General features: G+C 63.4%; 23 protein-coding genes. 8 read left to right on the forward strand and 15 right to left on the reverse strand.

The annotated features are described in order from the left end of the window. Positions 1-16 precede the first annotated feature (16 nt). Positions 17-796, reverse strand: coding sequence for a hydroxyacylglutathione hydrolase (gene gloB / locus DMX12_RS06745; RefSeq protein ID WP_110676784.1), 780 nt, complete (start codon positions 794-796; stop codon positions 17-19). Between the two features lie 85 nt (positions 797-881). Here gloB and DMX12_RS06750 point away from each other — a divergent pair, with 85 nt between their 5' ends. The 3 genes from DMX12_RS06750 to dnaQ are packed head-to-tail and all read left to right on the forward strand — an operon-like array spanning position 882 to position 2,926. Then, a complete protein-coding gene (locus DMX12_RS06750) occupies positions 882-1,655 on the forward strand; it encodes a class I SAM-dependent methyltransferase (RefSeq protein ID WP_029886643.1) in 774 nt (257 codons plus the stop codon). A 15-nt stretch (positions 1,656-1,670) separates the two neighbouring features. After that, on the forward strand, positions 1,671-2,117 hold the full coding sequence (gene rnhA / locus DMX12_RS06755) for a ribonuclease HI (protein ID WP_029886642.1): 447 nt from the start codon (positions 1,671-1,673) through the stop codon (positions 2,115-2,117). 50 nt (positions 2,118-2,167) lie between these two features. Further along, positions 2,168-2,926, forward strand: coding sequence for a DNA polymerase III subunit epsilon (gene dnaQ, locus DMX12_RS06760; RefSeq protein WP_110676786.1), 759 nt, complete (start codon positions 2,168-2,170; stop codon positions 2,924-2,926). A gap of 61 nt (positions 2,927-2,987) precedes the next feature. On the opposite strand, the gene DMX12_RS06765 is transcribed toward dnaQ, so the two are convergent. Further along, the gene (locus DMX12_RS06765; protein ID WP_009686408.1) at positions 2,988-3,206 is read right to left on the reverse strand and encodes a hypothetical protein; all 219 of its coding nucleotides are present in this window, start codon (positions 3,204-3,206) and stop codon (positions 2,988-2,990) included. A 156-nt stretch (positions 3,207-3,362) separates the two neighbouring features. Here DMX12_RS06765 and DMX12_RS06770 point away from each other — a divergent pair, with 156 nt between their 5' ends. Continuing rightward, the gene (locus tag DMX12_RS06770; RefSeq protein ID WP_009686409.1) at positions 3,363-3,923 is read left to right on the forward strand and encodes an NADPH-dependent FMN reductase; all 561 of its coding nucleotides are present in this window, start codon (positions 3,363-3,365) and stop codon (positions 3,921-3,923) included. Between the two features lie 70 nt (positions 3,924-3,993). Here the strand turns inward: DMX12_RS06770 and DMX12_RS06775 are convergent, their stop codons facing one another. Then, entirely contained in the window at positions 3,994-6,066 is a 2,073-nt protein-coding gene (locus DMX12_RS06775; RefSeq protein WP_110676788.1) for a TonB-dependent receptor domain-containing protein, read from the reverse strand. A gap of 219 nt (positions 6,067-6,285) precedes the next feature. Here DMX12_RS06775 and DMX12_RS06780 point away from each other — a divergent pair, with 219 nt between their 5' ends. From DMX12_RS06780 to DMX12_RS06790, 3 genes are read left to right on the forward strand one after another with little or no spacing between them, the layout of a single operon-like run. Then, complete coding sequence (locus DMX12_RS06780; RefSeq protein WP_009686412.1) at positions 6,286-6,534, forward strand: helix-turn-helix transcriptional regulator; 249 nt, start codon at positions 6,286-6,288, stop codon at positions 6,532-6,534. Between the two features lie 11 nt (positions 6,535-6,545). After that, positions 6,546-6,890: a head completion/stabilization protein gene (locus tag DMX12_RS06785; protein WP_009686413.1), complete on the forward strand. Its 345-nt coding sequence runs from the start codon at positions 6,546-6,548 to the stop codon at positions 6,888-6,890. Further along, complete coding sequence (locus tag DMX12_RS06790; RefSeq protein WP_009686414.1) at positions 6,883-7,245, forward strand: hypothetical protein; 363 nt, start codon at positions 6,883-6,885, stop codon at positions 7,243-7,245. Before DMX12_RS06785 ends, DMX12_RS06790 begins: the two co-directional genes overlap by 8 nt. Here DMX12_RS06790 and DMX12_RS06795 read toward each other — a convergent pair. Next, positions 7,242-7,610 carry a helix-turn-helix domain-containing protein gene (locus tag DMX12_RS06795; RefSeq protein WP_110676790.1) on the reverse strand — a complete coding sequence of 123 codons (369 nt, stop codon included), beginning with the start codon at positions 7,608-7,610 and terminating at the stop codon, positions 7,242-7,244. The genes DMX12_RS06790 and DMX12_RS06795 overlap by 4 nt on opposite strands. A 200-nt stretch (positions 7,611-7,810) precedes the next feature. On the opposite strand from DMX12_RS06795, the gene DMX12_RS06800 reads away from it, so the two are divergent. Beyond that, positions 7,811-8,074 (forward strand): ogr/Delta-like zinc finger family protein, encoded by a 264-nt coding sequence (locus DMX12_RS06800; RefSeq protein WP_110676793.1) that lies wholly within the window; start codon positions 7,811-7,813, stop codon positions 8,072-8,074. Between the two features lie 78 nt (positions 8,075-8,152). Here DMX12_RS06800 and nuoN read toward each other — a convergent pair whose 3' ends face one another. The 11 genes from nuoN to nuoC form a co-directional block, all read right to left on the reverse strand. Next, on the reverse strand, positions 8,153-9,622 hold the full coding sequence (gene nuoN / locus DMX12_RS06805) for an NADH-quinone oxidoreductase subunit NuoN (RefSeq protein WP_009686417.1): 1,470 nt from the start codon (positions 9,620-9,622) through the stop codon (positions 8,153-8,155). 7 nt (positions 9,623-9,629) lie between these two features. Then, positions 9,630-11,162 carry an NADH-quinone oxidoreductase subunit M gene (nuoM, locus tag DMX12_RS06810; RefSeq protein WP_029886633.1) on the reverse strand — a complete coding sequence of 511 codons (1,533 nt, stop codon included), beginning with the start codon at positions 11,160-11,162 and terminating at the stop codon, positions 9,630-9,632. Positions 11,163-11,211: 49 nt separating this feature from the next. Then, a complete protein-coding gene (gene nuoL, locus DMX12_RS06815; protein ID WP_110676795.1) occupies positions 11,212-13,065 on the reverse strand; it encodes an NADH-quinone oxidoreductase subunit L in 1,854 nt (617 codons plus the stop codon). Then, a complete protein-coding gene (nuoK, locus tag DMX12_RS06820; protein ID WP_003251446.1) occupies positions 13,062-13,370 on the reverse strand; it encodes an NADH-quinone oxidoreductase subunit NuoK in 309 nt (102 codons plus the stop codon). Before nuoK ends, nuoL begins: the two co-directional genes overlap by 4 nt. A 3-nt stretch (positions 13,371-13,373) precedes the next feature. Beyond that, positions 13,374-13,874: an NADH-quinone oxidoreductase subunit J gene (nuoJ, locus tag DMX12_RS06825; RefSeq protein ID WP_009686420.1), complete on the reverse strand. Its 501-nt coding sequence runs from the start codon at positions 13,872-13,874 to the stop codon at positions 13,374-13,376. A gap of 10 nt (positions 13,875-13,884) precedes the next feature. Then, positions 13,885-14,433, reverse strand: coding sequence for an NADH-quinone oxidoreductase subunit NuoI (gene nuoI, locus DMX12_RS06830; protein WP_016488223.1), 549 nt, complete (start codon positions 14,431-14,433; stop codon positions 13,885-13,887). Positions 14,434-14,444: 11 nt separating this feature from the next. Next, a complete protein-coding gene (nuoH, locus tag DMX12_RS06835; RefSeq protein WP_029886631.1) occupies positions 14,445-15,452 on the reverse strand; it encodes an NADH-quinone oxidoreductase subunit NuoH in 1,008 nt (335 codons plus the stop codon). Continuing rightward, positions 15,449-18,163, reverse strand: a complete 2,715-nt coding sequence (gene nuoG / locus DMX12_RS06840) for an NADH-quinone oxidoreductase subunit NuoG (RefSeq protein ID WP_110676797.1) — start codon at positions 18,161-18,163, stop codon at positions 15,449-15,451. Before nuoG ends, nuoH begins: the two co-directional genes overlap by 4 nt. A 132-nt stretch (positions 18,164-18,295) precedes the next feature. After that, the gene (gene nuoF, locus DMX12_RS06845) at positions 18,296-19,657 is read right to left on the reverse strand and encodes an NADH-quinone oxidoreductase subunit NuoF (RefSeq protein ID WP_009686424.1); all 1,362 of its coding nucleotides are present in this window, start codon (positions 19,655-19,657) and stop codon (positions 18,296-18,298) included. Further along, the gene (gene nuoE / locus DMX12_RS06850; RefSeq protein WP_003251433.1) at positions 19,654-20,151 is read right to left on the reverse strand and encodes an NADH-quinone oxidoreductase subunit NuoE; all 498 of its coding nucleotides are present in this window, start codon (positions 20,149-20,151) and stop codon (positions 19,654-19,656) included. The genes nuoF and nuoE overlap by 4 nt, the downstream gene beginning before the upstream one ends. Positions 20,152-20,153: 2 nt before the next feature. Then, complete coding sequence (nuoC, locus tag DMX12_RS06855; protein ID WP_110676799.1) at positions 20,154-21,935, reverse strand: NADH-quinone oxidoreductase subunit C/D; 1,782 nt, start codon at positions 21,933-21,935, stop codon at positions 20,154-20,156.

The following is a 21,935-nucleotide window of genomic DNA, read 5'->3' on the forward strand; positions in this document are numbered from 1 at the left end:
ATATATCTTGCGGTTATCAGAAGGTGTCTTTCCAAGACCTCAAGGCAGCAAAAACAGCGACATGCGTAGCGTTTGAATGTCCCTTCCATTCGTCTGCTTTTTGTTTAACTAATGTTTCAGAGGTGCGCAAAAAAGGGTTGGTCAGGCGCTCCAGGCCAATCGTCGACGGCAATGTGATGCGCTGGTCGGCGCGCAACCGGGTCACCTCGTCGAAGCGCTGCTGCACGTGCCGGTTGTCGGGCTCGACGGCCTTGGCGAAGCGCAGGTTGGCAAGCGTGTATTCGTGGGCGCAGTACACCTGGGTGTGCGCGGGCAGGGCCGCCAGGCGGGCCAGGGCAGGTTGCATCTGCTCGGGCGTGCCCTCGAACATGCGCCCGCAACCGGCCGCGAACAGGGTATCGCCGCTGAACAGGAGCGGGGTTGCCGGCTGGTCACTGAAGAAAGCGATATGGCCCAGGGTGTGGCCGGGCACCGCCAGCACTTGGAATACCACGCCCAGCACTTCCACCTCGGCGCCCTCGTCCAGCGCCAGGTCACGGCAGGGAATCTGCTCGTTGGCCGGGCCACAGACCCGCGCGCCGGTCAGTTGCTTGAGCCGTGCCACGCCGCCGACGTGGTCGTTGTGGTGGTGGGTTATGAGGATGTCGCTCAGCGCCCAGCCGGGGTTGGCGGCCAGCCAACGCTCCACCGGGCCGGCGTCGCCGGGGTCGACCACCGCACAACGGCGTTTGGCAGTATCCTGTAACAACCAGATGTAGTTGTCGGAGAAAGCGGGAAGAGCATCGATCTGTATCATGGTGCGGATCCGATTCACCTAGCGTGGCACATGAAGGCATCTTAGCCGCGATGGCGCGGCGGGAGAACCTTCGAGGGAGAGCGCAATGACCGACCAAGCCTTTGCCCAGGCCGATCCGGACTGGGTCGAGCTGATCAGCCTGGCCCGTGAGTGGTTCAATGGCCCACTCGGCCAACTGATGCTCAAGGAAGAAGACCAACTGCTGGAGGAAGAGCTGGGGCGCTTTTTTGGCGGTTACCTGGTGCATTACGGGCCCTGCGCCGAAGCACCGCCCCAGGCACCCCAGGTGCAGCGCAATGTGCGCCTTGGTGCGCCGTTGCCGGGGGTTGAAATTGTCTGCGAGGAACAGGCCTGGCCGCTGAGCGAGCATGCTGCCGACGTGGTGGTGCTGCAGCATGGCCTGGACTTCTGCCTGTCGCCGCATGGCCTGCTGCGCGAGGCAGCCAGTGCCGTGCGCCCGGGTGGGCACTTGCTGATCGTGGGCATCAACCCGTGGAGCAGTTGGGGCATGCGCCATTTCTTCAGCCATGGCGCCTTGCGCAAGGCGCGCTGCATCTCGCCGTCGCGGGTTGGCGACTGGCTCAACCTGCTGGGCTTCGCGCTGGAGAAACGCCGCTTCGGGTGCTATCGTCCGCCGCTTGCCTCACCGGCCTGGCAGCAGCGCCTGCAAGGCTGGGAGCGGCTGGCCGGCGGCTGGCAAGGTGCCGGTGGTGGGGTCTACCTGCTGGTGGCGCGCAAGATGGTGGTAGGGCTGCGGCCCCTGCGTCAGCAGCGTCGCGAGCCCATGGGCAAGCTGCTGCCGCTGCCGCTGGCCAAGGTCAACCGCACGGCAGCCAACCCTGAAACTGACAAGCACTGAATTCAAGAGTGGTACATGAGCGATAGCGTCGAAATGTTTACCGATGGTGCCTGCAAGGGCAACCCTGGCCCGGGTGGCTGGGGGGTGCTGATGATCTACAAGGGCGTCGAGAAGGAACTGTGGGGCGGCGAACGTGAAACGACCAACAACCGCATGGAGCTGATGGCGGCGATCCAGGGGCTGATGTCGCTCAAGCGTGAATGCGAAGTCGTGCTGACCACCGACTCGCAATATGTGATGAAGGGCATCAACGAGTGGATGGTCAACTGGAAGAAGCGCGGCTGGAAAACCGCGGCCAAGGAGCCGGTAAAAAACGCCGACCTGTGGCAACTGCTCGATGAGCAGGTCAACCGCCACAAGGTCACCTGGAAGTGGGTACGCGGGCACATCGGCCACCCCGGCAACGAACGGGCCGACCAGTTGGCCAACCGTGGGGTCGATGAGGTGCGCGCCCAGCGTTGAGCTGGGGTACAATCGCCGCTTTGTAACTGATGCAAGTTGGAGCGCCCGGCGTGGAGCAGCAGCAAGATAAACGGTACGTGATTCTCGATACCGAGACCACGGGTATGCCGGTTGGCGAAGGTCACCGGATCATCGAAATCGGCTGTGTCGAGGTGATCGGCCGGCGGCTGACCGGGCGGCATTTCCATGTCTACCTGCAGCCGGACCGCGAAAGTGACGAGGGGGCGATCAACGTCCACGGCATCACCGACGCGTTTCTGGTCGGCAAGCCGCGCTTCGCCGATGTAGCCGATGAATTCTTCGAGTTCATCCAGGGCGCCACGCTGGTCATCCACAACGCGGCGTTCGACGTAGGCTTCATCAACAACGAATTCGCCTTGCTGGGCCAGCAGCATCGCGCGGACGTGTCCCAGTACTGCACCGTTCTCGACACCTTGCTGCTGGCGCGTTCGCGCCACCCGGGGCAGCGCAACAGCCTCGATGCGCTGTGCAAACGCTACGATATCGACAACTCAGGCCGCGAGCTGCACGGCGCACTGCTCGACTCGGAACTGCTGGCCGACGTCTACCTGGCGATGACCGGTGGCCAGACCAGCCTGTCGCTGGCCGGTCATGGGGCGGATGCCGAGGGTGACGGGCAGGCTGGCGGCGGTAGCGAAATCCGCCGGATCACCGGGCGAGCGCCGGGGCGCGTGATCATGGCCAATGCCCAAGAGCTGGAAGCGCATGCCGAACGGTTGGCAGCCATAGCCAAATCGGCAGGCGGGCCTTCGATGTGGCAGGTGCTGACCGAGGCATCTGCCGGCTGATTGTGGCTAGCAGTCATGCTGCTGCCGGTCATCCATCACCGGCCATGCGCCACGGCTTGCTTCACGGAATGCGGATGAGCTCGACACCGCTGCGCGCCAGCTCGAAGCGGTTTTCACCCAGGTAATTGACCTTGTCGCCGATGGCCAGGCGGTAGGTGGTGATGGGGGCGCCCAGTGTGCTGCCGTCAAGTTGCAGGGTCGACTCCTGAAACTCGTGCACGGGGTAGATGCGGCCTTCGGCGTCACGGGCGTGGAATTGGCCGACCATTACTGCTGCCATTTGGGTGGAAACCTCTGAAATACGTAGGAAATGTCTGTAGTCATAGACCGTGCAGGAGGGCTGGAAGTTTTCGCGTCGATGAAAAAAAACCAAAGCGGCGAGAAACGGTCATCTATAACTACATCGTCCTTTAACCCGTATAGGTAGGAAATTGCCATGAGCCAGGTGTATTCGGTTGCGGTTGTTGTCGGTAGCTTGCGCAAGGAGTCCTACAACCGTAAGGTCGCCCGCGCACTTGCGGAGCTGGCATCGTCCAGCCTTGCCCTGAAAATCGTCGAAATTGGCGATCTGCCGCTGTACAACGAGGATGTCGAGGCCGAGGGTGCTCCCGAGTCCTGGAAACGGTTTCGCGATGAAATTCGCCGCAGCGATGCCGTGCTGTTCGTCACCCCTGAATACAACCGCTCGGTTCCCGGCTGCCTGAAGAACGCCATTGACGTTGGCTCCCGGCCTTACGGGCACAGTGCCTGGAGCGGCAAGCCCACTGCGGTGGTGAGCGTTTCGCCAGGGGCTATCGGCGGCTTTGGTGCCAACCATGCCGTGCGCCAGGCGCTGGTATTTCTGGACATGCCGTGCATGCAGATGCCCGAAGCCTACATTGGCGGTGCCGCCAACCTGTTCGACGAGTCGGGCAAGCTCAACGACAAGACCCGGCCATTCCTGCAGGCCTTCATCGACAAGTTTGCTTCATGGGTAAAGCTGAACCGGTCGGTCTGAACCGCCAACCCACTCGTGGGATGCCCCTTGCCGCAGTGGCCTGGCCCGCTGCTGCAAGGGGCGCCATGCGTCAGCGGAAGCTGTAGGAAACCCCGGCGTATACGCTGAAGCCTTCGCCCGGGGTGGAGCGCGCATTGTCATTACCGGCATCGTTGTAGGCGGGCGTCACCGTCGCTGCATAACGCTGGTTGGTGAGGTTGCGCAGGTCCAGCCAGGTTTGCCAGTCCTGGCGGGGTGAATCCCAACCGATACGCGCGCCGAGCAGGGCATATTCATCAGCGTGGTAGCTGTTGGCGTAGTCCACCTGAACCTTGGATGCCAGCTGGGTATTCACCCCGGCATGGAAACCGTTCGGCCAGTCGTAGCGCAGCTCGGCCTGGTAATAGTGCATGGGGATGCCAGGCAGGCGATTGTCACCGAACGCCTCGTCATCGCGGTAGTGGAAATCACTGAATGTATAGGCCTGGCGCAGGCTCAACTTGCCCGTGCCTGCGCGTTCCCACAACGTGCTGACGAGGCCGGCTTCCACACCTTGGTGCACTGTGGCGCTGGCATTGAACTCGGAGGTGAAGTTCGGCACCACTTCCACGGCGAGCAGTTTGTGGCGCACCTGTGCGTAGTACCAGGCCAGGTCCCAGCGGCCGATGGCCGAATCGCCACGTGCGCCCACTTCCAGGGTGGTTGCAGTCTGGTTCTGCATTTCGATCGGCTGGATCTGTTTGCCGCCAGTACTCGGTGCGCTCCAGATCAGCGACCAGGGGTGTGGCGGCTCGACCGAACGGCTGAGGTTGCCATACACCTGCAGGTCCGGCCGAAGGTCGTAGCGCAAGCCCACACGGGGGGCGTAATCCCAGTCATGCATGCTCACTTTGCCGCCCTCGGCAGGGTAGGTGACGTCGCTTTCACGCCGGGTGTAGATCATGGCCAGGCCGGTGGTCAGCCACAGGTTGGGCACCAGTTCCAGGTCATTGCCGGCATGCAGCACGGTATCGGAGCCCTGGTAGGTGAAGTCCCGCGTTCTTGCACCGAACACGTCGCCAGTGCGGGCGAACTGCGAGGCGCCGCTGTTTGGCAGGTGTTTGGTGGTGCGCCAGCCGAGAGTGGTCTTGCTCTCGTGGCCGTACAGGCTGTCGCGGCGCGAATAGTTGAGCGTGCCGCTGACGTCGGTATAGGCCACCTTCAGGCGCATCGGCCCTTCGCGCAGATCCATGGGGTAGTCGTGGTAGACCAGGCCGGCTTCCACCCGCGCGTCATCGTCGAGGTAGAAGGTAGTCTTGTTGCCTACCCAGGTGCTGCCCGGTTGCGGGCGGCTATCGTCACGGGCCAGGTAGGCAGGGTTAGCCGCCCGAGGGTGGTGCTTGATCTGGTCCTTGGTCAGGCGCCCGGCCAGTTCGTTCTCGGTTTCCCGGTAGCGCAGGTAGAAGCGCGTTTCGAGGTTGGGGTTGAAGCGGTAGCCGACATTGGCAGCCACGCCCTTGGCACTGCCGCTGCTGTGAGCCTGGTAACCGTCGTATTCGGCATCGGTCAACGCGACGTAGTAGTCGAGGTCGCCCAGCACCTGGCCCGAGCTGATATGCCGATGCTGGTAGCCGCGGCTGCCCACCTCGTAGCGCACCTGCAGCGGTGCAGCGTCATAGCCGGTGTGGGTGACGTAGTTGATCGCGCCACCCAGTGCCAGCGCGCCCTGATCGAAGCCGTTGGCGCCGCGCAACACTTCCGCGCGGCTTAGCCACAAGGGTTCGAACAGCTCGTAGGGGGTGCCCCCCGGGCCGGTCAATGGCAGCCCGTCGAACATCGTGTAGATGCCAGAGCCATGTGCCCCCGGGGCACGATTGAGGCCTGAGCCGCGGATCGACAACTTGATCCCGTCGTTGCCTGCCGATTGTGCGAACACACCGGGCTGGTAGGCCAGCACGTCCTGGTTGCTGGCCACCCGGCCTTGGCCGACGCGTTGCATGTCCACCATGTTGCTGGCGCCCGGTATTTCGCGCAGGCGCTGGGTGGCGGCCGTCAGTTCGGTCTGCTCCTCGTCGGTGATCAGCACCTGGTCGAGCTCGACCGAGGGTGCCGCCACGACGGGCTGGGTGGCGCCCATGGCAGCCAGCAAGCCCAGGCAGGATGACAGGGGCATAACGCGACGCATTGTACGACTCCAGGCGAAAAGCGAATGGACAACGGCGTTGAGACGAGCGAAATGCCGCCGGGAGCACGAAGAAAAGCACTCATTTTCCCGCTGCTTTCGTCAGACGCTTTTGTACGAAAGTTCTTTACAAGCGGCGGCGATGGAGGCTACCGCACGGGCTTCGTAAGGTGAACGCAGATCGGCAAGCGTGCCGTGCTCACTCACCCGCGGAGTTCAAACATGACCGACAACGCTCGACATTCGCAGCACCCTCTGGCGGACGCCCCGGTGCGCCTGACACCACGTGAACAGCAGGTGCTGCTGTGGTGCGCCTATGGCAAGAGTTCCTGGGAAATCGGGCAGATCCTGGCGTGCAAGGAGTCGACCGTGAATTTCCACGTGTCCAACATCCTGCGCAAATTCGATGTGCCCACCCGGGTAGCTGCAGTGATCAAGGCTATTCGTTACGGCATGCTGGCCGAGCAATGAGGAGGTGACGCATGAGTACCGATCGCCTACCACGCATTGCCGATAGCCACGACCCGTTCTGGCCGCGGGTGGACTTGGGCAGGTTGCATGAACGGCTGAAGCTCCAGCAGCCAGTCAGTGATGCGGCGCTGGAGGTGGCCGCGCGCTGTGCCGTGATTGCCGCGGCAAGCGAGTTCGCCCGCTGGCGAGCGGCGCTGCGTGAGCGGGGCTACCAACGCCTCGAGGACGTGGCCGGGCATGACCATGGGCGCGCCTTGCATGTGTGTTACACCCGTTTTGTCGAAGCCGCGATCCTGCATACCTTGGGTTCCGCGCCTTGCCTGGCTGGACCGCGACGAGGGCTGAAACATGCCTGAACAATGGTTCTGCGACCACTTGGGTTCAACCCTGGCGCAGATGCTGGGGGTGGATGGCAATGTGTTGTTCGCCGCGCTGCTGGGGGCGTTGCTGGTCAGTGCCGCACGCGACCGGTTGATCACCAACACCGCCAAGCGGCTGACACTGGCCAAGAAACTCTTGCTGGTGTTCGTCACCGTAGGCGTGGGCCATTTGTTCGAGCCGCTGATTTCGGAGTCGGTGCCCTTGCTGTCACGTGGCATGGCCGGTTTTGTGGCAGCGGTAATCGTCATTCCGGTCAGCCTGAAGGTCATGGTGCTGGTCGACACCCTCGACCCGCGTGAACTGATCCAGCGCTGGCGTAAGCGGGGTTAACCTGCCAGCTCGCTCAACCGCTGTTCCAGTTGCCGGATTCGCTGCTTGTCTTCGATGAACAGCAAGATGGCTTGGCGGTCGCTGGGCGACAAGGTGCGCAGGCGCTCGAGCACATCGGCTTCCCAACCCGTCAGGCCCCGGCTTGCCGGGGCCTGCTCGCCATGGCCGAGCAGAAGCCAGTCCAGCGAGCAGGCATGTTGCTTGGCGATCTCGATGCAAAGGGAATAGGGAATGCTATCGCGCACTTTCCAGCTGCTGAGCGTCTGCGGGCTCACCGACAGTGCGCGCGAAAGATCGGCGTCGGACTGCGCGCCAGTTAGAAGCTTGAGCCGCGTGAGCACCGCAGCCAGTACGTGAGTACTCATAACAAATATCCATGACTGGTTTAATGATATTCCATGGGCTTAAACTACTCGTTATGAATACAGCCCTGCGTTTTAAGGAGCATTTCTGCAATGAGAAACACCAAACTGAAGAATAGTCCCGATTTTGTGGCCAATACTGACACACTCTCGCGAGCATTCTCACTGAAGTTGAACCTGAACAGTGCTTGCAGGTACTTGCCGTGAGTACTTACAAGCTTGTCTGCCCGCACTGCCACAGCAGGATGCGCATCCGCACCAGTGAAGGTCGCCATATTTTCCTGCGCATTGCTTATTTGCAATGCACAACCGAGGCCTGTGGCTGGTCGGTACGTGCCGAATTCGAAATGACCCATGAACTGTCGCCCAGCGGCATGCCCAACCCGGAAGTCTACCTGCCTTCAGCCAATGGTGATTTGCGCAAGGCGGCCCTGCCTGGCGCAGGGCTGGGTAGCCCTGGTGAATGAGCTGGCATGCTCAGCAACCTAAAACACGCACATAAAAAAACACCCCGCATCAGCGGGGTGTTTTCATTGCCAGGGCAATCAGCCGATCAGTTGCAGGCCGGCTTGCTGGACCATTTCCAGCAGGGGTTGCGGGTACACACCCAGTACGAAAGCAAGAATGGCGATGGCCAGCAGCATGACGCCACCGGTGCGCTGCTCCCACTTCAGCGGTGCGTCGTGGCGACGCAGGTTCGGCTCGACCAGGTACAGGGTGACCATGACACGCAGGTAGTAGTACACGCCAATGGCGCTGCCGATCACCAGGGCACCAACCAGCCACCACAGGTGCGACTCGACACCGGTGGCGATGATGTAGAACTTGCCGATGAAACCGGCGGTCAGCGGGATGCCCGCCAGCGACAGCATCATCACGGTCAGCACTGCAGTCAGGTACGGGCGGCGCCAGAACAGGCCGCGGTATTCGTACAGGGCATCGGCGTCACGGCCGCCATAGGGCGAGGACATCAGGGTGATGACCCCGAAGGCGCCCAGGCTGGTGATCACGTAGGTGACCAGGTACACGCCCATGGCTTCCAGGGCCAGGCCCTTGCTGGCGATCAGGGCGATGAGCAGGTAACCGAAGTGGGCGATGGACGAGTAACCGAGCAGGCGCTTGAGGTTGCTCTGGGTCAGCGCCAGCAGGTTACCGACCAGGATGGAGGCAACGGCGATGACCGCCAGTACGGTGCTCAGCACGCCGCTGCTGGCAGCAGGGGAGAGCATGAACAGGCGCACGACCACGGCGAACACCGCGACCTTGCTGGCGGTTGCCAGGAACGCGGCAACCGGCGCCGGGGCGCCTTCGTACACGTCCGGGGTCCACAGGTGGAAAGGTACCAGCGACAGCTTGAAGGCCAGGCCGACCAGCATCATGCCCAGGCCCAGTTGGGCCACCAGGCTTGGCATGCTGGTAGCCGCCAGGGCCTTGCCGATCTGGTCGAAGCTCAGGCTGCCGGCGTCGGCGTACAGCAAGGCCATGCCGAACAGCAGGAACGCTGACCCGGCGGCCGACAGCACCATGTACTTGATACCGGCTTCCAGCGAGCGTTTGTTGAAGAACGCATAGGCCACCAGGCCGTAGACCGGCACCGACAGCAGCTCCAGGCCGATGAACAGCCCCGCCAGGTGGTTGGCGCTGACCAGCACCAGGCCACCGAGTGCCGACATCAGCAGCAGCAGGTAGAGCTCTTCACGGTTGCCCGGGAAGCCTTTGGAGCCTTCGCCCAGGTAGGCGTGGGCCAGGGTGACGCAAGCCAGCGTGGCCACCAGGATGATCGCCATGTACAGGCAGGCGAACTTGTCGATGGTCAGCAGCGGGGTGACCGCCAACGGTGCCACCTTCAGCACCGGCAGGATCGACAGCAGCGCCAGGTTCAGGCCCACGGTGGACAGCAGGAAGGTTTGCGAGTGGTTGCGCTTCCAGGCGATCGCCAGCATCACCACCACCGTGGTGATGGTGGTGATCAGCATCGGCGCCAATGCGATGAAGTGTTGAGTGGTGAATTCCATAGCGCTCTTACCGGGCCGAAGCGAGTTGAGTGAAAGCGGAGCCGAGCCACTGCTGCACACCACTCATGGTGGCGGCAGAGGTGTCGAGGAATGGCTGCGGATACACGCCCAGCAGGATCAGCAGGACCGCAAGGCCCAGCACCATGATCAGCTCGCGACCGTCCATGCCGGCCAGTACGGTGTCGCTCTTGGCCGGGCCGAAGTAGGCGCGGTGGATCATGATCAGCGAGTACACCGAGCCAAATACCAGGCCGGTGGTGGCGATCACGGTGATCCACGGTACATGCACGAAGCTGCCGAGCAGGATCAGGAACTCGCCGACGAAGTTGCCGGTGCCGGGCAGGCCCAGCGAGGCAGCGGCGAAGAACAGGCTGATGGCGGGCAGGTAGGCGATACGGTGCCACAGGCCGCCCATCTGGCGCATGTCACGGGTGTGCAGGCGCTCGTACAGCTGGCCCGACAGGATGAACAGCGCGGCAGCCGACAGGCCGTGGGCCAGCATCTGGATCACCGCGCCTTGCAGGGCCTGCTGGCTGCCGGAGTAGATACCGATCAGCACGAAGCCCATGTGCGAGACGCTGGAGAAGGCGATCAGGCGCTTGATGTCGGTTTGCGCGAAAGCCAGGAACGCACCGTAGAAGATGCCGATCAGGCCCAGGGTCATGGCAATCGGCGCGAACTCGGCCGAGGCGTTCGGGAACAGCGGCAGGGCGAAGCGCAGCAGGCCATAGGCCGCAGTCTTCAGCAGGATACCGGCTAGGTCCACGGAACCTGCAGTGGGCGCCTGGGCGTGAGCGTCAGGCAACCAGGAGTGGAACGGCACCACCGGCAGCTTCACCGCAAAGGCGATGAAGAAGCCCAGCATCAGCAGGTATTCCACGCCCGCAGGCAACTGGGCCTTGAGCAGGTCGCTATAGTTGAAGGTGAGCACGCCGGTGGTGTTGTAGTTGACCAGGACCAGGCCAAGGATCGCCACCAGCATGATCAGGCCGCTGGCCTGGGTGAAGATGAAGAACTTGGTCGCCGCGTAGATCCGGGTCTTCTTGCCATCTGCCGAGCTGTGACCCCAGAGCGCGATGAGGAAGTACATCGGCACCAGCATCATTTCCCAGAAGAAGAAGAACAGGAACAGGTCCAGTGCCAGGAACACACCGACCACGCCGCCCAGGATCCACATCAGGTTGAGGTGGAAGAAGCCGACGTGACGCTGGATTTCTTTCCACGAGCACAGGACCGACAGCACACCGAGCAGGCCGGTAAGCAGGATCATCAGCAGCGACAGGCCATCGAGGGCCAGGTGGATGCTGATGCCGAAGCGCTGGATCCACTGGACTTTGTATTCCAGGGCCCAGGCCGGTTCGGCGCCAGGTGCGGGGGCGAGGGTGTAATCGCCGTGAGCCCACAGCCACAGGCCGATGCCTAGCAGCAGGGACATGGTCAGCAGCGCGATCCAGCGCGGCAGGGTGGCGCCGAAGCGCTCACCCAGCCAGCACAGGAAGCCGCCGATGAAGGGGATCAGGATCAGCCAAGGCAAAATCATGACGGGTTCGTTTCCTTTTGCAGGGTCGCAAGGTTCGCAAAGTTCATGGTCATACCGCAGCCACTACCACAGCGCCGAGTACCAGCACTGCGCCAACGGCGATCGAGGCGGTGTACCAGCGCAGTTGGCCTGTCTCGGTCTTGCTCATGGCGACGTGGCCGCCGCGAGCCAGGCGAGGGATGAGGCCAATGCCGCGGTCAACCGGATCCTTGCGCAGCATGTGGCTGATCAGCAGGTAAGGTTTGACGAACAGCTTGTCGTAGATCCAGTCGAAGCCCCAGGCAGCGAACCACCAGGCCGAAAGCACGCGGCCGATGCTGCTGTTGGCCACCGCACTGACGAAGCTGCGCTTGCCCAGGAACAGCAGGGCTGCCAGCAGGATACCGGCAATGGCGATCGACCCCGAGGTGATTTCCAGCGCGTGCTTGGCGGCGCCACCGGCATGGCCGGCGCTTTCAGGCAGCACGCCGGCCAGCGGTGGGGTGATCCAGGCACCGATGAAGGTCGACAGCACGATCAGTACGCCCAGCGGCAGCCAGTGGCTGATGCCGTGGCCGGCATGCGCTTCGGTCTTGGCTTCGCCATGGAAGGCGATGAAGATCAGGCGGAAGGTGTACAGCGAGGTCATGAACGCGCCCACCAGGCCGGCGTACAGCAGGCCGGTGTTGCCGCTGGCGAAGGCTCCCCAGAGGATCTCGTCCTTGGAGTAGAAGCCTACCGTCACGATCGGCAGTGCGGCCAGGGCCGCGCCACCGACCACGAAGCTGGCATAGGCCAGGGGCAGTTTCTTCCACAGGCCGCCCATCTTGAAGATGTTCTGCTCGTGGTGGCAGGCCACGATCACCGCACCGGAGGCCAGGAACAGCAGTGCCTTGAAGAACGCGTGGGTCATCAGGTGGAAGATCGCCGCGTCCCAGGCACCGACGCCCAGGGCCAGGAACATGTAGCCGATCTGGCTCATGGTCGAGTAGGCGAGGATACGCTTGATGTCGGTTTGCACCAGCGCGGCGAAGCCGGCCAGTACCAGGGTCACGCCACCGACTACGCCTACCAGGTGCAGGATGTCGGGTGCCAGCAGGAACAGGCCGTTGGTACGGGCGATCAGGTACACGCCCGCAGTCACCATGGTCGCGGCGTGGATCAGTGCCGAAACCGGGGTCGGGCCGGCCATCGCGTCCGCCAGCCAGGTCTGCAGTGGCAGCTGGGCCGATTTACCCACCGCACCGCCCAGCAGCATCAGCGTTGCCAGCACCATCCAGGTGTCGCCCGCCTGGAATTTCTGTGGTGCCAGCACCAGCAGCTCCTGCACGTTCAAAGTACCCAGCTGGGCGAACAGGATGAACAGGCCGATGGCCATGAACACGTCGCCGATGCGGGTGACGATGAATGCCTTGAGCGCGGCATTACCGTTGTTGCGGTTGCTGTAGTAGAAGCCGATCAACAGGTACGAGCACAGGCCCACGCCTTCCCAGCCGAAGTAGATGAACAGCAGGTTATCGCCAAGGATCAGGAACAGCATGCTGGCGATGAACAGGTTGGTGTACGAGAAGAAGCGCGAGTAGCCGGCTTCGCCACGCATGTACCAGGAGGCGAACAGGTGGATCAGGAAGCCGACACCGGTGACCACGCCGAGCATGGTGACCGACAGGCCGTCCAGGTACAGGGTGAAGTTCGGCGCGAAGCCGTCCACCGACATCCACTGCCACAGCAACTGGCTGTAAGCGCCGCCTTCAGGTGGGGCGACGTTGAATTGCCAGATGACGTAGGCGGCCGTGGCCGCCGACAGGCCTACCGAGCCGACGCCGATCAGCGCGGACAGGTTCTCCGAGAACCGTCCGCGCGAGAACGACAGCAGCAGGAAGCCGATGAGGGGGAAGACGAAAGTCAGGAAGAGAAGGTTCATCCGCGCATCTCACTGGCAGCATCGATGTCGAGAGTGTGGAACCGGCGGTACAGCTGCAGCAGGATGGCCAGGCCAATGCTGGCCTCGGCAGCTGCCAGGCTGATCACCAGAATGAACATCACCTGGCCGTCGGGCTGGACCCAACGGGCCCCGGCGACGACGAACGCCAGGGCAGAGGCGTTCATCATGACTTCCAGGCTCATGAGCACGAAGAGGATGTTGCGGCGGACCATCAGGCCAACCAGACCTAAGCAGAACAGGATGCCGGCGACTGCCAGGCCATGTTCGAGAGGGATAGCACCCATGATTTACTCCTTCGCCTCGTTGCGGCCCAGGTGGAAGGCGGTCACAGCTGCCGCCAGCAGCAGCATCGACGCCAGTTCGACCACCAGCAGGTAGGGGCCGAACAGGCTGACCCCCACGGCTTTCGGGCCCACGGTGGTACCGCTGATGCCGGCGCCGCTCGGGGTGACGAACAGCACGTACAGCAGCTCTGCCAGCAGCAGGGCGCCAAGGATGACCGGCCCGGCCCAGATGCCGGGCTTGAGCCAGCCGCGCTCCTGGGCCACCGAAGCCGGCCCGAGGTTGAGCATCATCACCACGAACACGAACAGCACCATGATGGCGCCGGCGTAGGCGATCACTTCCAGGGCACCGGCGAACGGTGCACCCAGGGAGAAGAAGATCATGGCCACGGAAATCAGCGAAATGATCAGGTAAAGCAGGGCGTGCACGGGGTTGGTGCCGGTCACCACCCGAAGGGTGGACACCACGGCGATCCCGGATGCGAAGTAGAAAGCGAATTCCATCTTTCTGTCCTTATGGGAGCAAGCTCTTCACGTTGATCGGCTCGGCTTCGTTCTGTGCAGCGCCTTTCGGCTTGCCAGCGATGGCCATACCCGCAACACGGTAGAAGTTGTAGTCAGGGTTCTTGCCGGGGCCGGAGATCAGCAGATCTTCTTTCTCGTACACCAGGTCCTGACGCTTGAACTCGGCCATTTCGAAATCCGGAGTCAGCTGGATCGCGGTGGTCGGGCACGCTTCTTCACACAGGCCGCAGAAGATGCAGCGCGAGAAGTTGATGCGGAAGAACTCCGGGTACCAGCGGCCGTCCTCGGTTTCGGCTTTCTGCAGCGAGATGCAGCCGACCGGGCAGGCCACCGCGCAGAGGTTGCACGCTACGCAGCGCTCCTCGCCGTCGGGGTCGCGGGTGAGCACGATGCGGCCGCGGTAGCGCGGCGGCAGGTACACGGGCTCTTCGGGGTACTGCAGGGTGTCGCGTTTGCGAAACCCGTGGGAGAACACCATGGCCAGGCTGCGCAGCTGGGTGCCGGTGCCTTTAACGATGTCGCCGATATACTTGAACATGGGTCAAATCCTCACTGGGCCGCGACGGCTGGCGTGTTGTAGAGCACGAGCGCAGCGGTCACCAGCAAATTGATCAGGGTCAGCGGCAGGCAGAACTTCCAGCTGAAGTCCATCACCTGGTCATAGCGTGGGCGCGGGATCGAGGCGCGCAGCAGGATGAACAGCATGATGAAGAACGCGGTCTTCAATGCGAACCACAGGAACGGCAGTTGTGGCAGTATGCCGAACGGGCCGTGCCAGCCGCCGAAGAACAGGGTTACCAGCAGCGCCGAGATGAGGATGATGCCGATGTACTCACCGACGAAGAACATGCCCCACTTCATGCCGGCATACTCGATGTGGTAGCCGTCGGCCAGTTCCTGTTCCGCTTCCGGCTGGTCGAACGGGTGACGGTGAGTCACGGCCACGCCAGCGATGAAGAAGGTGCAGAAGCCGAAGAACTGTGGAATGATGAACCACAGGTTCTGCGCCTGGTACTCGACGATGTCGCGCATGTTGAACGAGCCCACCTGCACCACCACGCCCATCAGCGCCAGGCCCAGGAACACTTCGTACGACACGGTCTGTGCCGACGCCCGCAAGCTGCCCAACAGGGCGTACTTGTTGTTCGACGACCAGCCGGCAAACAGCACCGCGTAGACCGACAGGCCGGCCATGGCGAAGAAGAACAGCAGGCCGATGTTCAGGTCGGCGACGCCCCAGCCCGGGGTGATCGGGATGATCGAGAAGCCGATCAGCAGGGCGCTCATGGCCACGACTGGCGCCAGGGTGAAGATCATCTTGTCGACGAAGGGCGGGTTCCAGTCTTCCTTGAAGAACATCTTCAGCATGTCGGCTGCGATCTGGAACATGCCGAACGGGCCGACACGGTTCGGACCGTAGCGGTCCTGCCACCAGCCCAGCAAGCGGCGTTCGACGAAGCTGAGCAGGGCGCCGCAGACCACCACGGCCAACAGCACCACGATAGCCTTGACGACCTGGATGATCACATCGATCACTTCGGGGGTGAACCAGCTCATTGTGCTGCCTCCTGCAGACCTTCGACGGGTGCACCGAAGATGGCAGGCGGAATGCCGGCCAGGCCTTTCGGCAGCGCGACCAGGCCAGCGCCCAGCTCTTCATTGATACGCAGCGGCAGGCGCAGGGCCACACCGGCAACGGTCAGGCTCAGCAGCGCACCTTCGTTGACGCCCAGGCGGTCGGCCTCGGACTTGGCCAAGGCCACGTAGGCCACCGGAATACGCTGTTGCACCGGGGCGGCGCGCGAGGAACTTTCTTCGCTGCCGAACAGGTGGAAGAACGGCACCGCCGTCCAGGTGCCACGGGCCGGGTTGAAGGCGCCCGGAATGGCGCTGAACCAGTTCAGGCGGTCGCCTTGCGACTCGATCAGGCGCACGCCCGGGTCACCGGCACGCAGGTGGCCACCGACCTCGTCCTGGAACTTGTTCCAGGCTTGCGGCGAGTTCCAGCCCGGCGACCAGGCGAACGGCACCTGCTGGCGCGGTTCGGCCGAGCCCGAGTAGCCTTCCATGGAGAAGGCGAACGCGGTGTCCTTGTCTTGCGGGGTACGTGGCTCGTGCACGCTGATGTTGGCGCGCATGGCGGTACGGCCGGAGTAGCGCAGCGGCTCGCGGGCCAGCTTCATGCCCTTGATGCGGAACGCGGCGCTTGGCGCGGCATTGACGATGCCGGCCAGTTGCGGCGCGGCAGCAGCACAGGCGCTGGTGACGTGGTCCAGTTGCGTCCAGTCGACCGGCTTGTTCAGCAGGGTGGCACGCAGGGCGTGCATCCAGCGCCAGCCTTCGTGGATCTGGATGCTGCTGTCCAGGTACTGCGGGTCGAACACCTGGAAGAAGCGCTGGGCACGGCCTTCCTGGCTGACCAGGGTACCGTCGCCTTCGGCGAACGAGGCGGCCGGCAACACCAGGTGGGCGCGGTCGACCGTTGGGGTTTTCGAGTGGTCGGCGACGATCACCACTTTGGCGGCCGCCAGGGCTGCGTCGACCTTGGCAGCCGCTACGCGGGCGTACAGGTCGTTTTCCAGCACCACGATCGCATCGGCTTTGCCGCTGATGACGGCGTCCAGCGCGGCATCCACCGACTCGCCACCGAGCATGGCCAGGCCGATGCTGTTGGCCTCTGGCACCACCAGGCTCAGGGAGCCGTTTTTCTCGCGCAGCTTCAGGGCCTTGGCGATGTTGGCGGCGGCTTCGATCAGGGCCGGGTCGGCCAGCGAAGTGCCCGCTACCACCAATGGGCGCTTGGCGGCCACCAGGGTGTCGGCGATGCGCTGGGCCAGGGCTTTGGCTTCGGCGTCCAGGCCTTCGACGGCCGGGGCGCTCGGGTCGATGGCGTGGGCCACGGCGAAGCCGAGGCGGGCCAGGTCGGCGGGGGCTGCGTGCACGCACTCTTCAGCCACGTCGTCCAGCTTGGTTTGCGCCAGCGAAGCGATGAACAGCGGGTACAGCGCGTGCTGGCCGATGTTCTTCACGGCAGCGTCGAGCCAAGGCTGCACCTTCATCGCTTCGGCCATGGCCTCGGCCTTGCCCTTGGTCGCCTGGCGCACAGCCAGGGCGACGCGGGCAGCGGTCTGGGTCAGGTCTTCACCCAGCACGAACACGGCGTCGTGGTCTTCGATGTCGCGCAGGGTCGGCACCGGCAGCGGGCTGTTGTTCAGCACGTCCAGGGCCAGGCGCACCCGGGCCAGCTCGCCAGCTTCCATGCCCGAGTAGAAGTACTCGGCACCGACCAGCTCACGCAGGCCGTAGTTGCTTTCGAGGCTGGCGCGTGGCGAACCGATGCCGACGATGGTGCGGCCGCGCAGCAGGTCGGCGGCCTTGTCCAGGGCGGCGTCCAGGCCCAGCTTGGTGCCGTCGGCCAGTTGTGGCTGGCGCGGGCGGTCCGTGCGGTTGACGTAACCGTAGCCAAAGCGGCCGCGGTCGCACAGGAAGTACTGGTTCACCGAACCGTTGAAGCGGTTTTCGATACGGCGCAGCTCGCCGTAGCGCTCGCCTGGGCTGATGTTGCAGCCGCTGGAGCAGCCATGGCAGATGCTCGGGGCAAACTGCATGTCCCACTTGCGGTTGTAGCGCTCGGAGTGGGTCTTGTCGGTGAACACGCCCGTTGGGCAGACTTCGGTCAGGTTGCCGGAGAACTCGCTTTCCAGCACGCCGTCTTCGACGCGACCGAAGTACACGTTGTCGTGGGCGCCGTAGACACCCAGGTCGGTCCCGCCGGCGTAGTCCTTGTAGTAGCGCACGCAGCGGTAGCAGGCGATGCAGCGGTTCATCTCATGGGCGATGAACGGGCCGAGGTCCTGGTTCTGGTGGGTACGCTTGGTGAAACGGTAGCGGCGCTCGTTGTGGCCGGTCATTACCGTCATGTCCTGCAGGTGGCAGTGACCGCCTTCCTCGCACACCGGGCAGTCGTGCGGGTGGTTGGTCATCAGCCATTCGACGACGCTGGCGCGGAACGCCTTGGACTCTTCATCGTCGATGGAGATCCAGGTGCCGTCGGAAGCAGGGGTCATGCAGGACATGACGATACGACCACGGGTGTCGTTCTCGTCGGTGTACTGCTTCACCGCGCACTGCCGGCAGGCACCCACGCTACCAAGCGCGGGGTGCCAGCAGAAATAAGGGATGTCGAGGCCGAGTGACAGACACGCCTGTAAAAGGTTGTCAGCACCGTTGACTTCGAGCGCTTTGCCGTCTACGTGGATAGTGGCCATTGTTCAAAGTTCTTCGTTGGCCCGCGTGAGCGGGCGTGGCTAATGGAAATCGGTGAGCCTGCGGCACGCCACGAGTCATTCGGGCCTGCCGGCGGGCTGGCGGGTGGCACGGACCACCCGCGTTCTATCTTTTTATGCGCCGACCACAATCGGCTTCGCCAGGTTCGGGCGCAGGGTGCCAGCGCTTTCAGGCGCCACACCGGCCTCGAACTCCGAGCGGAAGTATTTGATGGCACTGCCCAATGGCTCGACGGCACCCGGTGCGTGAGCACAGAAGGTACGGCCTGGGCCGAGGAAGTTGACCAGCCCCAGCAGCGTCTCGATGTCTTCGGCGCGGCCCTGGCCGTTTTCCAGTGCGCGCAGCATTTTCACGCTCCACGGCAGGCCGTCACGGCAAGGGGTGCACCAGCCACACGACTCGCGGGCGAAGAACTCTTCCATGTTGCGCAGCAGCGACACCATGTTGACGCTGTCGTCGACCGCCATGGCCAGGCCCGTACCCATGCGGGTGCCGACCTTGGCGATGCCACCGGCGTACATCTGCGCATCGAGGTGCTCGGGCAGCAGGAAGCCGGTACCGGCGCCGCCTGGCTGCCAGCACTTGAGCTTGAAGCCGTCACGCATGCCACCGGCGTAGTCCTCGAACAGCTCGCGGGCGGTAACGCCGAACGGCAGCTCCCACAGGCCCGGGTTCTTGACCTTGCCGGAGAAGCCCATCAGCTTGGTGCCGTGGTCTTCGCTGCCTTCACGGGCCAGCGACTTGTACCAGTCGTTGCCGTTGGCGACGATGGCTGGCACGTTGCACAGGGTTTCGACGTTGTTCACGCAGGTCGGTTTGCCCCATACACCCACGGCAGCAGGGAAGGGCGGTTTGGAGCGCGGGTTGGCGCGGCGGCCTTCCAGCGAGTTGATCAGCGCGGTTTCTTCACCGCAGATGTAGCGCCCGGCACCGGTGTGCACGAACAGCTCGAAATCGAAACCGCTGCCCAGGATGTTCTTGCCCAAAAGGCCTGCGGCCTTGGCTTCATCAATGGCGCGGTTGAGGTTCTTCGCGGCGGTGGTGTATTCGCCGCGCAGGAAGATGTAGCCGCGGTAGGCCTTCAGGGCGCGGGCGCTGATCAGCATGCCCTCCACCAGCAGATGGGGCTGTTGCTCCATCAGCATGCGGTCCTTCCAGGTGTTGGGCTCCATTTCGTCCGCGTTGCACAGCAGGTAGCGGATGTTCATGGATTCGTCTTTGGGCATCAGGCCCCACTTCACCCCGGTGGGAAAGCCGGCGCCACCACGGCCCTTGAGGCCGGAGTCCTTGACGCTTTGCACGATATCGTCGGCGGACATGTCTGCCAGCGCCTTGCGCGCGGCGGCGTAGCCGTTCTTCGATTCATACTCGGCCAGCCATACCGGTTCGCCGTCGTCACGCAGGCGCCAGGTCAGCGGGTGGGTTTCGGCCGTGCGCGCGATGCGGTTGGCCGGGCCGAAGGAAGTAATGGTCATACGTAACCCTCCAGCAGTTTGGAAACGCCAGCCGGCTGCACGTCACCGAAGGTGTCGTCGTCGATCATCAGCGCCGGAGCTTTGTCGCAGTTGCCCAGGCAGCATACCGGCAGCAGGGTGAAGCGGCCGTCTGCGGTAGTCTGGCCAAGGCCGATGCCCAGTTCGCTCTGGATCTGGCTGACCACCGATTCGTGGCCGCCGATGTAGCAGACCATGCTGTCGCACACGCGGATGATGTGGCGGCCGACTGGCTGGCGGAAGATCTGGCTGTAGAAGGTGGCTACACCTTCGACGTCGCTGGCCGGAATGCCCAGCACTTCGCCGATGGCGTGAATGGCGCCGTCCGGCACCCAGCCGCGTTCCTTCTGAACGATCTTCAGGGCTTCGATGGACGCCGCGCGCGGGTCCTCGTAGTGATGCATTTCGTGCTCGATGGCCGAGCGCTCGGTTTCGCTCAGGGCGAAACGGTCTGTCTGGATAAGCGTGCTGTTCATGCTTAGCGGTCCACGTCAGCCATAACGAAGTCGATACTGCCCAGGTACGCAATGAGGTCGGCGACCATGCTGCCTTTGATCACCGAAGGGATCTGCTGCAGGTGCGGGTAGCTCGGGGTACGGATCCGGGTGCGGTAGCTCATGGTGCCGCCATCGCTCGTCAGGTAGTAACTGTTGATGCCTTTGGTCGCCTCGATCATCTGGAACGACTCGTTGGCCGGCATCACCGGGCCCCACGAGACTTGCAGGAAGTGCGTGATCAGGGTTTCGATGTGCTGCAGGGTGCGCTCTTTCGGCGGCGGCGTGGTCAGCGGGTGATCCGCCTTGTACGGGCCTTCCGGCATGTTGCGCAGGCACTGGTCGATGATGCGGATACTCTGGCGCATCTCCTCGACACGGACCATGCAGCGATCGTAGGCATCGCCGTTGTGGGCCAGCGGTACTTCGAACTCGAAGTTCTCGTAGCCGGAGTAAGGGCGGGCTTTGCGCAGGTCGAAGTCGCAACCGGTGGAGCGCAGCCCGGCACCGGTGGTGCCCCAGGCCAGTGCTTCCTTGGTGTTGTAGGCAGCGACGCCGATGGTGCGGCCCTTGAGGATGCTGTTCTGCAAGGCCGCCTTGGTGTACTCGTCGAGGCGCTTGGGCAGCCATTCGACGAAGTCCTTGACCAGCTTGTCCCAGCCGCGCGGCAGGTCGTGGGCGACGCCACCGATGCGGTACCAGGCCGGGTGCAGGCGGAAACCGGTGATCGCCTCGATCACGGTGTAGGCGCGCTGGCGGTCGGTGAAGGTGAAGAACACCGGGGTCATGGCACCCACGTCCTGAATATAGGTGCCCAGGAACAGCAGGTGGCTGGTGATGCGGAAGAACTCGGCGAGCATGATGCGGATCACGTCGACCTTCTGCGGCACCTGGATGCCGGCCAGCTTCTCCACCGCGAGCACGTACGGCAGGTTGTTCATCACCCCGCCGAGGTAGTCGATACGGTCGGTGTAGGGGATGAAGCTGTGCCAGGACTGGCGCTCGGCCATTTTCTCGGCGCCACGGTGGTGGTAGCCGATGTCCGGTACGCAGTCGACGATCTCTTCACCGTCCAGCTGCAGCACGATGCGGAATGCACCGTGCGCCGAAGGGTGGTTGGGGCCGAGGTTGAGGAACATGTAGTCCTCGTTGGCGCCCTGACGCTTCATGCCCCAGGCTTCAGGGTTGAAGCGCGCCGATTCCTCTTCGAGCTGCTGCTTGGCCAGGGTCAGGCTGTACGGGTCGAACTCGGTGGCACGGGCCGGGTAGTCCTTGCGCAGCGGGTGGCCTTCCCAGGTGGGGGGCATCATGATGCGGCTGAGGTGCGGGTGGCCGGCAAAGTCGATGCCGAACATGTCCCAGACTTCGCGCTCGTACCAGTTGGCGTTCGGCCAGATGTTGGTCACCGATGGCAGGTTGAGGTCGCCTTCGCTGAGCGACACCTTGATCATCACGTCGCTGTTACGCTCGACCGACAGCAGGTGGTAGAACACGCTGAAGTCGGCGGCTGGCAGGCCGCGGCGCTGGGTACGCAGGCGTTCGTCGACGCCGTGCAGGTCGTACAGCATGCTGTACGGCTTGGCCACGCCACGCAGGAAGCTCAGCACTTCCTTGAGTTGGGCGCGCTTGACCCACAGCACGGGCATGCCGGTGCGGGTTTCCTGGGCGACGAAAGCTTCGGCGCCAAAACGGTTGTGCAGTTCGACGACCACATCCTGGTCGTCAGCCTTGTAGGGCGGAATGAAAATAGCGTTGTCCGCTGTCAT

The organism is Pseudomonas sp. MB-090624 (assembly GCF_003205245.1).
GTDB classification, from domain to species: Bacteria; Pseudomonadota; Gammaproteobacteria; order Pseudomonadales; family Pseudomonadaceae; genus Aquipseudomonas; species Aquipseudomonas juntendi.

Bases quoted from the DNA above. Each gene is read 5' to 3' on its own strand.
- gloB (WP_110676784.1), bottom strand. From the start codon at position 796: ATGATACAGATCGATGCTCTTCCCGCTTTCTCCGACAACTACATCTGG.
- DMX12_RS06750 (WP_029886643.1), top strand. From the start codon at position 882: ATGACCGACCAAGCCTTTGCCCAGGCCGATCCGGACTGGGTCGAGCTG.
- rnhA (WP_029886642.1), top strand. From the start codon at position 1,671: ATGAGCGATAGCGTCGAAATGTTTACCGATGGTGCCTGCAAGGGCAAC.
- DMX12_RS06765 (WP_009686408.1), bottom strand. From the start codon at position 3,206: ATGGCAGCAGTAATGGTCGGCCAATTCCACGCCCGTGACGCCGAAGGC.
- DMX12_RS06770 (WP_009686409.1), top strand. From the start codon at position 3,363: ATGAGCCAGGTGTATTCGGTTGCGGTTGTTGTCGGTAGCTTGCGCAAG.
- DMX12_RS06775 (WP_110676788.1), bottom strand. From the start codon at position 6,066: ATGCGTCGCGTTATGCCCCTGTCATCCTGCCTGGGCTTGCTGGCTGCC.
- DMX12_RS06780 (WP_009686412.1), top strand. From the start codon at position 6,286: ATGACCGACAACGCTCGACATTCGCAGCACCCTCTGGCGGACGCCCCG.
- DMX12_RS06785 (WP_009686413.1), top strand. From the start codon at position 6,546: ATGAGTACCGATCGCCTACCACGCATTGCCGATAGCCACGACCCGTTC.
- DMX12_RS06790 (WP_009686414.1), top strand. From the start codon at position 6,883: ATGCCTGAACAATGGTTCTGCGACCACTTGGGTTCAACCCTGGCGCAG.
- DMX12_RS06795 (WP_110676790.1), bottom strand. From the start codon at position 7,610: ATGAGTACTCACGTACTGGCTGCGGTGCTCACGCGGCTCAAGCTTCTA.
- nuoN (WP_009686417.1), bottom strand. From the start codon at position 9,622: ATGGAATTCACCACTCAACACTTCATCGCATTGGCGCCGATGCTGATC.
- nuoM (WP_029886633.1), bottom strand. From the start codon at position 11,162: ATGATTTTGCCTTGGCTGATCCTGATCCCCTTCATCGGCGGCTTCCTG.
- nuoL (WP_110676795.1), bottom strand. From the start codon at position 13,065: ATGAACCTTCTCTTCCTGACTTTCGTCTTCCCCCTCATCGGCTTCCTG.
- nuoK (WP_003251446.1), bottom strand. From the start codon at position 13,370: ATGGGTGCTATCCCTCTCGAACATGGCCTGGCAGTCGCCGGCATCCTG.
- nuoJ (WP_009686420.1), bottom strand. From the start codon at position 13,874: ATGGAATTCGCTTTCTACTTCGCATCCGGGATCGCCGTGGTGTCCACC.
- nuoI (WP_016488223.1), bottom strand. From the start codon at position 14,433: ATGTTCAAGTATATCGGCGACATCGTTAAAGGCACCGGCACCCAGCTG.
- nuoH (WP_029886631.1), bottom strand. From the start codon at position 15,452: ATGAGCTGGTTCACCCCCGAAGTGATCGATGTGATCATCCAGGTCGTC.
- nuoG (WP_110676797.1), bottom strand. From the start codon at position 18,163: ATGGCCACTATCCACGTAGACGGCAAAGCGCTCGAAGTCAACGGTGCT.
- nuoF (WP_009686424.1), bottom strand. From the start codon at position 19,657: ATGACCATTACTTCCTTCGGCCCGGCCAACCGCATCGCGCGCACGGCC.
- nuoE (WP_003251433.1), bottom strand. From the start codon at position 20,151: ATGAACAGCACGCTTATCCAGACAGACCGTTTCGCCCTGAGCGAAACC.
- nuoC (WP_110676799.1), bottom strand. From the start codon at position 21,935: ATGACAGCGGACAACGCTATTTTCATTCCGCCCTACAAGGCTGACGAC.